Consider the following 10370-nt stretch of genomic DNA (forward strand, 5'->3'; position numbering starts at 1 on the left):
GGCCGTCGCGCGGTCCCCACCCCCACCGCCCACCCTCAACGTCCGCACATCCGGTCGCCGGGACGCGCGATCCTGCGGACGTCCGCACTCCCGCAGGTTCCAGCACCCACCAGTGCGGACGTCCGACACCTCTCATCGCTGACGTCCGCCCTCCGGCGGGTTCCAGCGCACACAAGTGCGGACGTCCGGGGTCGGTGGGGGAGGATGGGCGGGTGGGACGACGATCGACCAAGCGGCCGTACGGCGCCGAGCACGTCGAGCTCGACGTCGACCGGGCGACCGGCGGCCGGCGCTCGGAGTCCGGGGCCGACGGCGAGTGGACGGTCCAGCAGGTCCGCGGCTCCGACCGCGAGTACCGCTGCCCCGGGTGCGACCAGCTGGTGAGCGCCGGGACCGCCCACGTCGTCGCGTGGCGCACCGACGGGCTGTTCGGCGAGGCGCTGGACGACCGCCGCCACTGGCACACGGCGTGCTGGCAGGCCCGCGGCCGCCGCGGACCGACGCGCCGATGATCGCCGACCCGCGCCGCGCCCCTCGTCTCGTCGCCACCGACCTGGACGGCACACTGCTGCGCCCCGACGGCACCGTCTCGCCGCGCACCGCTGCTGCGCTCCTGCGGGCCGCCGACGCCGGCATCGAGGTCGTGTTCGTCACTGCCCGGCCGCCGCGCTGGCTGTCCGGGCTCGCGAGCCACGTCGCGGGACACGGGATCGCGATCTGCGCGAACGGTGCTGCCGTGCTCGAGGTGGGCACGGGTCGGGTGCTCGCCGGGCGCGGGATGTCCCGGGACGCGGTGTGCGGCATCGTGGCGAGAGTCCGCGACGTTTGGGGCGGCCCGCAGGAGGTGCACCTGGCCGTGGAGAGCATCGACGGGATCGCCCACGAGACACTGTTCCGCTCCGACCACCCCGTGCCGCACGGCAGCCCGGTCGCCGACCGCATCGAGGACGTCCTCGGACCGTCGACGTTCAAGCTGCTGGTCCGGACCACCCGGCCGCAGACAGCCAGCTACGCGGACGAGCTGGCGGCGGTCGTCGGCGACCTGGCGATCGTCTCCGACTCGGGGGCGCCCGGACTGGGCGAGGTCACGGGTCCGGGGGTCACCAAGGCCGCGACCCTCGCCGACTGGGYGGCGGCCCGCGGCATCGACCCGGGGGACGTCTGGGCGGTCGGCGACGCCCCGAACGACCTCTCGATGCTCGGCTGGGCAGGAACGTCGTTCGCGATGGCGAACGCGCACCCGTCGGTCCTGGCGGCCGCGTCCCGACGCTGCGCCTCGAACGCCGACGACGGCGTCGCCGACCTCCTGGACCTCGCGGGTGCCCTGGCCGAGGGCGTCCTAGGCTCGTCCCGATGACCACGCCCGCCACGCACACACCCGACCCCACCCCCATCCGGTCGCTCTCCGTGCTGCCTGCGGTGCGCCAGGACGTCGAGCTGCACACCGCGGACGGGCTCACGCTCGTCGGCGAGCTGGCCCGTCCCGCCGACGTCCCACCCGCGGCGACGCTCGTGACGCTGCACCCCCTGCCGACGCACGGCGGCTACATGGACTCCCACGTCTACCGGAAGGCCGCGTGGCGGCTGCCGGCCCTCGCGGACCTGGCCGTCCTCCGGTTCAACACGCGCGGCACCGCGAGCCCGCGGGGGACCAGCGGGGGAGCGTTCGACGGCGGGGTCGCCGAGCAGTTCGACGTTCACGCCGCGATCGAGTTCGCCGAGTTCCACGACCTGCCGAACCGCTGGCTCGTCGGCTGGTCGTTCGGGACCGAGCTGGTGCTCATGCACGGCCGCGACCCGTCGATCGAGGGCGCCATCCTGCTGTCCCCGCCGTTGCACCGCGCCACGGACGCGGACCTCGACGCGTGGGCGCAGTTCGGCAAGCCCCTCGTGGTGCTCGTCCCCGAGCTCGACGACTACCTGCGCCCGGACGAGGCCCGTCGCCGGTTCGCCCGGGTCCCGCAGGCGGAGGTCATCGGCGTCGACGGCGCGAAGCATCTGTGGGTCGGGGAGTCCGCCGTCCGGCGCGTGCTGGACGAGATCGTCGCCCACGTGCTGCCCGACCATCCGGTCCCGCTGCCCACCACTTGGACCGGCCCGAGCACGACGGCGGAGGACGACGCATGAGCCTGCACACGTACCGCGAGGACGGCGACGGTCTGCCGCTGGTCCTCCTGCACGGATTCCCGCTGGACCACCGCATGTGGGACGAGGTCGCACACCTGCTGCCGGCCGGCCGCCCGGTGCACGCCGTGGACCTGCCAGGGACGCCCGGGCACGCGACCGACCTGCCGGAGCCCGCGCTGGAGACGTCGGCGGACCTGGTCGCCGAGGTCCTGCGCAGCGCCGGGGTGGAGCGTGCCGTGGTCGCCGGCCTCTCGATGGGGGGCTACGTCGCGCTCGCGCTCGTCGAGCGGCACCCGGAGCTGGTCGCCGGGCTCGCGCTCGTGGACACCAAGTCGACGGCCGACGCGCCGGACGCCCGCGCCAACCGGCTGCGGATCGCGGACGAGGCGGAGACGACGGGTTCGGTCGATCCGGTGCGGCCGATGGCGGCGTCGTTGCTGGGCGAGACGACGAAGGCAGCGCGGCCCGAGGTCGCCGACGAGATCGCCGCGTGGATCGACCAGCAGGAGCCCGCCGGGATCGCCTGGTCGCAGCGAGCCATGGCCGCACGGCCGGACCGGTCGGACGTGCTCCGGGGCTTCCGCGGTCCGGTCGCCGCCGTCGTCGGCGACGAGGACACCGTCACGCCGGTCGAGGCCGCCGAGCACCTCGTCGCGACCGCCGTCAGCGCCCGTCTGGTCGTCGTGCCGCAGTCGGGCCACCTCTCGGCCGTCGAGCAGCCGGCCGAGGTCGCCGCCGCGCTGGCCGACCTCGCCGCCGCGACCGACCCCGCCTGAGCCCGCGGCGACCTCGCCGCGCAACCGACCTCGCCCGAGCACCTGCGGCGCCCTGGCCGCCGCGACCCATCCCGCCTGAGCGGGCGCGCCGCCATCGACGGCCCGGCGGTCAGCGATTCAGCACGCGCGCGAGCGCCTCGGACATGTCGAGGGACTCGCCGTCCTTGCCACCCGCACCGATGACGAGCGGGGGTGGCGACGGCTCGGGGGTCACGCCGCGGAACCGGGCCGACAGGCTCGACGGCGTCGTCAGCACGTAGAACTTGCCGTCCGTGTCGATCGCCACCGTCTCGTCGCGGCGCAGGTACCACCCGACCAGCGGCGTCTTGTACTGCGACCGCCCGTCGTAGCTGCGCGCCATCAGAGGCCCGGGGGTGGGCCCGAGCTTCAGCGCACGGCGCAGGAACGCATCGATCTGCTCCTGCGCCTGGGCGGACTCGGCGCGCTGCCGGTTGGCCAGCAGCTCGCCGTGCGCCTGCGCGGCAGCCCGGCGTTCCTCGCGCCAGCGCGCAGCCTTCTCGTCCGTCACGTGCGCCTCTGTGTCTGAGCCGGGGAGCCCGTCAGCGGGTCGACGCGGCCGCGTCGTCCTTGGCGGGCTGTTCCCCCTCGACATCGGCAGCCGGCGCGGAGTCCTTGACCTGCTCCTCCGCGGGGGCGGCGTCCGTCGGAGCCTGCTCGTCCGTCGACTCGTCCGTGGCCTTGTCGTCGGTCTTGTCGTCGGCCGGAGCCTCCGCGACGACCGGGATGGCGGCGGAGACCGGCGCCGGTCGTGCCTTCGTGGGCCGTGAGGCCGGTCGGGCCGGCTTGCCCGCGGGGGCGACGGGAGCCTGCTGGCCCTCGGCCGCGGCCTCCTGAGGCTCTGCGGGTGCGGCCTGCGGCGGCGCGTCCTCGGGGGCCGACGACTTCGGAGCGGCAGCCTTCGGCGACTTCGCGGCCGGGGCCGACTTCTGCTCCTGCTCGAATGCGGCCTCGGCACGGCTGGCCCGCTCCAGGGTGGCCCGGTCGGGGTTGTGCCCGAGCAGGTTGCGCAGCTCGTCGAGGTACGACGTGATGGACTCCCGCTGGCGGTTGAGGTCCTCCACCTGACGGGTCGCGGTGGTGCGCTCGCGCTCCGACTCGATCATGGAGTCGGAGATCTGCTTCTCGGCGTGCTCACGGGCCTCGGCGACGACGCGGTCGGCGTTCCTGCGCGCGTTGGAGAGGAGCTCCTTGGCGTGCTGCTCGGCGTCCGTCCGCACCTTGTCGGCCTGGGCCAGCGCCTTGGCCACCCGCTGCTCGGCCTCGGCCGCGTGCGCCTCGGCGTCGCGCACGAGGCGCTCCGTCTCCGCTCGCGCGGTCTCGTGCCGGTCCGCGTCCTCACGCTCGGCGGCCTCGCGGCGCGAGGCGATGCTCAGCTCGGCGTCGGCCAGCTGCTGCTCCGCGTCGCGGATCAGCTCGTCGGCGCGGGCCTTGGCGGAGGAGGTCACCTCGGCCGCCGACCGACGGGCCTCGGTGATCGCTCGCTCGACCTCGAGCCGCGCACGCTCCCGCAGCTCGGCGGTCTCCCGCTCGGCCGCGGCGCGCAGCTCGGTGGTCTCCCGCTCGGTGACCTCCTGCAGCTCGGCCGCCTCGCGCGTCGTGACGTCGCGCAGGTGGGACGTCTCCTGCCCGGCACGCTCGCGCAGCTCGGTGGTCTCGCGCTCGGCCTGGGTGCGCAGGTCGGCGGCGTAGCGCTCCGCGTCGCCGCGCAGGGCGAGGACGGTCTGCTCGGCGTCGGCCCGCTGGGCGGCGAGCTCGTCGGACGTCGTCGCGCGCAGCTCGCCGGTCTCGCGGTCGGCCTGCGCCCGGACGAACGCCGCGTACTGCTCGGCCTCGACCCGGAGCGCGGCGACCTCGGAGGCGACCCGCTGCTGGAGCGCGGCAGCGTCCCGCTCGGCGGCGGCGCGCAGGCCGTCCGCGTACTCCTGGGTCTGCATGCGGAGCGAGGTGACGTCGTCGGCGGCCTGCTGGCGGGCGGCGGCGACCTCGGCGGCCACGTCGCTGCGCTGCTGCGCCACGTACCGGTCGACCTCGACGCGCGCGGCGGCGAGCGCGCCCTCGACCCGCTGGCGCAGCTCGGTGGTGTCGGCGTCCGCGCTCTGGCGCAGGTCCTGCGCGTACCGCTCGGCCTCCTCGCGCTGGGCGGTCGTCTCGGTCTCGGAGCGTGACCGGAGCTCGCTCGCGGTCCGCTCCGTCGCGATGCGCAGCTGCGTCGCCTCGTGCTCGACGCTCGCGCGCAGCGTGCCCAGCTCGCGCTCGAGGGAGCTGCGACGCTCGCTCTCCTCGGTCGTGATCGCGCTCTGGATGCGTGCGGCCTCGCGCTCCGCGGAGCCCACGAGCTCCTCGGCGCGGCGCTGCGCGGCCAGGAGCGTGCTCTCGGCCTCCGCCGCGGCCGTGGTCTTGACCTCGTCCGCCTCCCGACGCGCGGTGGCGACGACCTCGGCGACCTCGTTCTCCGCGCGGGCGCGCAGCTGCCCGGAGGCCAGCTTGGCGCGCGCCAGGGCGTCAGCCGCCTGGGCGTTCGCCTGGGACACGACGTCCGAGGACTGCTCCTCGGCGGACCGCAGGAGCTGCTCGATGCGTGAGCCCAGACCGGAGTAGGTGGGCCGCTCGGCCTCGCGCAGCTGACGGTGCGCCTCGGACAGCTCGCCGGCCACCTGCATGGCGCGTCCGTCGAGGGACTCGACCTGGGCACGGGCGTCGGCGAGAGCCTTCTCCAGCCCGGCGATACGAGCGTCGACGGCTTCGCGTTCGTAACCGCGGAAGCTGACGACGGGGAAGGGGGTCCGGGCGTCGGGCACGAGCAGTCCTCCTGGGCACTGTGGCTCCGCGGAGCGGCCTCGGACGAGGCGCTCGTCGAGTTCCGGAGCCCGCCGGTCAGGATACGCGTGTTCACGGTGCCGCGGACGTGCGCACCCCCAGGCATGCACGCTCGGGCCGATCCGTCCACTCGATCCCGGTTCGGCCGGGACGAGCCCCTCTGCCTATCCTGGGTTCCCCCGTCCCTGGAGGATCCTGCGTGCTCAAGCGACTGACCACCGCCGCCATCGGCGTCGTCGGACTGGTCGTCATCGGTCTCGGCATCGCGTCCGCGACGGTGTGGCGAGCCGACGACGTGCTCGTCGCGACGACGTCCGGCGGTGCGCACACCCTGGTGACCGACCCCGGCGTCCTGGAGCTCGGCGGCGACCCCGTGACCGTCAAGGTGAGTGTGCCCGACGGTGGCAACGTCGTCCTCGCGGTCGGTCGGGACACGGACGTGGCCGGCTGGGTGGGCAGCGACGCGCACGGGCAGGTCACCGGCCTGTCGGGCTGGCACACGCTGGAGGTCGACGACGTCGCCGCTCCTGCACCCACCGCAGCGCCCACGGACGCCGCGGCGACGGATGCGGCCGCGGAGCCCGCCCCGGACGCCGCGACCCCGGCTCCGACCGAGGGGGCTGCCGTCGCGGCGCCGCCGGCGGCCGACCCGACCGGGTCGGACCTGTGGGTCGCGGAGGAGACGGGGACCGGGTCCGCCGAGCTGGTCTGGCCGGCGCAGGAGGGCCGATGGAGCCTGATCGCCGTCAGCACCGGCGAGTCCGCCCCCACCCTGGCCCTGGCGTGGCCGCGCGTGGTGACGACGCCCTGGCTGTGGCCGTGCGTCGTGGTCGGGACGTTGCTGGTGCTCCTGGCGGTCTGGCTGCTGGTGCGCGACGTCCGTCGTCGACGTGCGGGGCTCGACGCGCCGCAGTGGCACGCGGTGAACACCGGCGCGACCCCCGTCGTGGTCGTCAGCGACGACATCGACGCGATCCCCGTGCTCACCCGGCGGCAGATGCGCGAGGCCGCCCAGGCGCACGCGACGAAGCCGCGATCGGGCGCCGTGCCCCAGGTCCCCGCGCCCGGCGCCGCACCAGCGCCCGCACCCTCGGAGCAGCCGCGGGTCCCGGTGCCGACCGCAGCCTCCGCGACCGCCCCGTCGGCCCTGGCGACCAGTCGGCGGGCCCTGCGCCCGTCCACCGGCGCGATCCCGGTGACGCCGGCGAGCCCCGCGCCGGAGCACCGGCACTCCGCGGGTGCCTGGGCGCCCACGGCCGCACCGGCCCCGGCGCGCACCTCGGGCCCGGGCTCCCCGCCGCCCGCACCGGGCCGGCCGAGCGGACCTCCCGCCGGCTCGAGCGGGTCCTCCGCTGGACCGAGCGGTGCTCCCGTCGGCGCGAGCGGAGCCTCCGGTGGACGGAGTGGCGCACCCGCCGGCGCGAGCGGAGCCTCCTCCGGATGGAGCGGTTCCTCCGCGGGCTCGACCGGTGCTCCCGCCGGATGGAGCGGTTCCTCCGCGGGCTCGACCGGTGCTCCCGGCGGACGGAGCGGCGCGTCGACGGGCTCGACCGGCGCGCCCACGGGCTCGACCGGTGCTCCCGCCGGGCCGGCCCGCCCGTCGGACCACTCGACCGTGCCGCACGGCCGACCCTCCTGGGTCCGGGGCACGGCGGGACCGCCGGCCTCGCCGGCCGCGACCTCGGGCGCCGGAACGACGCCCGTCGCGGAACCCGAGCGCAGCGGACCCACCGGCTGGTCGGCGGTCCCCCCGCCGCCCGGTGCCCGGGTGCGTCCCGGCTCACCGTCGGGACCCGATTCGTCGGTGCACGCCGGTCGGCCCACCTGGGCTCGGCCTGCCGCCGACGAGGCGCCCTCGACGGACGATCCGGCGACCGCCGGCTCCCGGGCGGACGCCTGGCGCCGCGCGTGGGGGCTGCCTCCGACCGAGGGAGCCCCGGACGGTACACAGAGCGACACGGACACGAGAGGGGAGCAGCGATGACGCGCACGTCACGGACCCGCCGGCTCCTCGTCGCCGTCGCGAGCACGCTCGTACTCGGGCTGTCCGCGTGCGCCGCTCCGCTCCCGCAGGCCGAGCCCGAGCCGGTGCCGGCCGTCGCACCGGCTGCGACGACGGTGGTCCAGTCCCAGGACGTGCTGACCGACGTCGGCGCGGTCCTCACCGCGGCCGACGCGGCGCTGGACGCGGCCCAGCTGCCGCCGCGGGTGGAAGGACCTGCGCTCGCCGTGCGGACGGCGGAGTACGCCCGGGCCGCGGCGACGGCGGGTGCGAAGCCGCCGACCGCGCTCCCCACGGACGAGCAGGCGCTGATCGTGCCGCAGACCGACGTCTGGCCGCGGACCCAGCTGGTCGTCACCAAGCAGCCCGACGACCTCCAGGCACCCCGCATCCTCGTGATGCAGCAGACCGCGCCGCGTGAGCCGTACCGGTTGTGGGGCTGGGGCCGGATGGGTGCGGGCGTGCAGATGCCGGCCACCGCAGCACCGGAGACGGGCAGCCCCGTGCTGGCGCCGGACGCGACCGGACTCCTGGTGACGCCGGCTGAGGCGCTGCAGCAGTACGCCGACGTCCTGGCGAACGGCGCAGCGTCCGCCTACAACGCGACGTTCCAGCCGGACACGTTCCGCACGAGCATCGAGGCCGCGCGCGCGGCGACGGTGGCGGGGGTCCAGGCGGCGGGATCGGCCACCGAGACCTACACGCCCGAGGCGGCGCCGGTGGTCACGCTGCAGACGGTCGACGGCGGCGCGATCGTCGTCGGCCAGCTCACCACCGTCTCCACGGTGACCCTCACGGTGGCGGGCGGCACGATCCCGATCTCCGACCCGTTCTACGCCGCGCTCACCGGAAAGCAGAGCGCCGCCAGCAACTTCGTCCGCACGTTCACCGACGTGCTCGTCATGTACGTGCCCCCCGCCGGCAGCGCGGCTCTCGTGCAGCTGATCGCGGCGGAGCACGCCGTCACGTCGGCCACCGCCGAGTGACCGCCCCGCAGACCCGCCGACCCTAGACACCCGGCCACGAAGGAAGAACGACGCATGTCGCAGCCCACCGGACCCCGTCCCCGCCTCGACGTGCGAGGAGCGGTCGACCTGTCCACGCTGAACCGTCCCGCGACGCCGCCTCCCGGGAGCCCGGGTGGGTTGCCGTCGCCGGGCGCGTACGTGGTGGACGTCGACCAGGCGACGTTCCCCGACCTGGTGCAGAGCTCGACGCAGCATCCGGTGGTCGTCGTCCTGTGGTCGCCCCGGAGCGAGGCCAGCGCCACGGTCGCCGCCGACCTCGCGTCGCTCGCCGACGAGGACGCGGGCCGGTGGCTGCTGGCACGCATCGACGCCGAGGCGAACCCCCAGATCGCGCAGGCGTTCCAGGCGCAGAGCGTGCCGACGGTGGTCGCGGTGCTCGCGGGCCAGCCGCTGCCGCTGTTCCAGGGGGCGTACCCCCGGGACCAGGTGCGCGCCGTCCTCGACCAGGTGCTGGCAGCCGCCGAGGCCAACGGGATCACCGGCCGGGCCGCACCGAACGACGGCGACGCCTCCGCCGAGCCGGAGCCCGAGCCGGAGCTGCCGCCGCTGCACCAGGCGGCCTACGACGCGATCGAGCGCGACGACCTGGCGGCCGCGACCGCCGCGTACGAGCAGGCGCTCAAGGAGAACCCGCGCGACGCTCTGGCGCGCGCCGGACTGGCGCAGGTCGGACTGCTCGACCGCACGCGCGACCTGGACCTGCAGGCTGCCCGCGCGGCGGCCGCAGCCGACCCGGCGGACGTCGACGCGCAGCTCGCGGTCGCGGACCTCGACATCCTCGGCGGCAAGGTGGAGGACGCGTTCAGCCGGCTCGTCGACGTCCTGCGCACGACGTTCGGACCGGACCGCGAGCGGGTGCGCGTGCGCCTCGTCGACCTGTTCGAGGTCATCGGCGGCGAGGATCCCCGCGTGATCGCGGCCCGCCGCGCGATGGCGAGCGCCCTGTACTGACCAGTAGCCGACTGGTGCGGCGCGACCGCGCATCGGCGCAGGTCGCAGCCCTGATTGGGACGTGACCCGCGTCACCGGGCACGGATTTGCCCTTCCGGCCCGGGCCTGCGTAATCTTCTCGACGTCGCCCGGCAGGGAGGAACGGACACCGCGGATCGAACCGCAGTGGCTGGTCCCCCGGAGCGACATCCTCGGACTCTTCGACCGGCGGCCAGATCGTCGGTCACCTGGAGTGTCCGGACGCGGAACTCAGGTTCCTGCCCAGCTGAATCTCCTCTGACCAGGAGGTTTGACGGGGAAGGGCCGCTCCGCTAAGTTAGAACGGTTGCCTCCGGACAGGTTGAAAGGCCTGGAGGGATGCGCGTCTGTTCCTTGAGAACTCAACAGTGTGCCAAATAGTCGATGCCATATGGCTCGCTATCTGATGATGCTTCGGCCCGTTCGGGTGGGGGTGTCGGTGGGTGGTGGGTCTTGGTTGAGATAGGTGTCGTGTCTTTCACCTCCGTGGGGGTGCGGCATCAAAATTCAGCCGAATCTGAACGGTCCTTATCGGGACCATTTCGTGTGTCGGTTGCTTCACTGCTTCGGTGGTGGGGTGCCATGTAGACATTACGGAGAGTTTGATTCTGGCTCAGGACGAACGCTGGC

At 75.0% G+C, this 10370-nt stretch carries 9 protein-coding genes; 7 read left to right on the forward strand and 2 right to left on the reverse strand.

The window, feature by feature from the left end; genetic code table 11:
- The first annotated feature begins 212 nt into the window (after nucleotides 1–212).
- The 4 genes from ASD16_RS13715 to ASD16_RS13730 are packed head-to-tail and all read left to right on the forward strand — an operon-like array spanning nucleotide 213 to nucleotide 2903.
- Entirely contained in the window at nucleotides 213–512 is a 300-nt protein-coding gene (locus ASD16_RS13715; protein WP_055918147.1) for a hypothetical protein, read from the forward strand.
- Nucleotides 509–1357 (forward strand): HAD family hydrolase, encoded by an 849-nt coding sequence (locus ASD16_RS13720; RefSeq protein WP_055918482.1) that lies wholly within the window; start codon nucleotides 509–511, stop codon nucleotides 1355–1357. Before ASD16_RS13715 ends, ASD16_RS13720 begins: the two co-directional genes overlap by 4 nt.
- The gene (locus tag ASD16_RS13725) at nucleotides 1354–2127 is read left to right on the forward strand and encodes an alpha/beta hydrolase (protein WP_055918150.1); all 774 of its coding nucleotides are present in this window, start codon (nucleotides 1354–1356) and stop codon (nucleotides 2125–2127) included. Before ASD16_RS13720 ends, ASD16_RS13725 begins: the two co-directional genes overlap by 4 nt.
- Nucleotides 2124–2903 (forward strand): alpha/beta fold hydrolase, encoded by a 780-nt coding sequence (locus ASD16_RS13730; RefSeq protein ID WP_055918153.1) that lies wholly within the window; start codon nucleotides 2124–2126, stop codon nucleotides 2901–2903. The genes ASD16_RS13725 and ASD16_RS13730 overlap by 4 nt, the downstream gene beginning before the upstream one ends.
- 109 nt (nucleotides 2904–3012) lie before the next feature.
- Here ASD16_RS13730 and ASD16_RS13735 read toward each other — a convergent pair whose 3' ends face one another.
- Entirely contained in the window at nucleotides 3013–3432 is a 420-nt protein-coding gene (locus ASD16_RS13735) for a hypothetical protein (protein ID WP_055918156.1), read from the reverse strand.
- A 31-nt stretch (nucleotides 3433–3463) separates the two neighbouring features.
- Nucleotides 3464–5722, reverse strand: a complete 2259-nt coding sequence (locus ASD16_RS13740; RefSeq protein WP_235523290.1) for a hypothetical protein — start codon at nucleotides 5720–5722, stop codon at nucleotides 3464–3466.
- A 218-nt stretch (nucleotides 5723–5940) separates the two neighbouring features.
- On the opposite strand from ASD16_RS13740, the gene ASD16_RS13745 reads away from it, so the two are divergent.
- Genes ASD16_RS13745 through ASD16_RS13755 form a run of 3 tightly spaced genes read left to right on the forward strand, consistent with a single transcriptional unit; the run spans nucleotide 5941 to nucleotide 9722 of the window.
- Nucleotides 5941–7725: a hypothetical protein gene (locus ASD16_RS13745; protein WP_055918159.1), complete on the forward strand. Its 1785-nt coding sequence runs from the start codon at nucleotides 5941–5943 to the stop codon at nucleotides 7723–7725.
- Nucleotides 7722–8729 (forward strand): hypothetical protein, encoded by a 1008-nt coding sequence (locus ASD16_RS13750; protein ID WP_055918162.1) that lies wholly within the window; start codon nucleotides 7722–7724, stop codon nucleotides 8727–8729. Before ASD16_RS13745 ends, ASD16_RS13750 begins: the two co-directional genes overlap by 4 nt.
- 54 nt (nucleotides 8730–8783) lie before the next feature.
- Complete coding sequence (locus tag ASD16_RS13755; RefSeq protein WP_055918165.1) at nucleotides 8784–9722, forward strand: tetratricopeptide repeat protein; 939 nt, start codon at nucleotides 8784–8786, stop codon at nucleotides 9720–9722.
- Nucleotides 9723–10370: the final 648 nt, after the last annotated feature.

The sequence above is a fragment of the Cellulomonas sp. Root485 genome, from assembly GCF_001426705.1.
Lineage (GTDB): Bacteria > Actinomycetota > Actinomycetes > Actinomycetales > Cellulomonadaceae > Cellulomonas.

Coding starts and splice junctions, on each gene's coding strand:
- ASD16_RS13730 (WP_055918153.1), top strand. CDS start 2,124: ATGAGCCTGCACACGTACCGCGAGGACGGCGACGGTCTGCCGCTGGTC.
- ASD16_RS13725 (WP_055918150.1), top strand. CDS start 1,354: ATGACCACGCCCGCCACGCACACACCCGACCCCACCCCCATCCGGTCG.
- ASD16_RS13750 (WP_055918162.1), top strand. CDS start 7,722: ATGACGCGCACGTCACGGACCCGCCGGCTCCTCGTCGCCGTCGCGAGC.
- ASD16_RS13755 (WP_055918165.1), top strand. CDS start 8,784: ATGTCGCAGCCCACCGGACCCCGTCCCCGCCTCGACGTGCGAGGAGCG.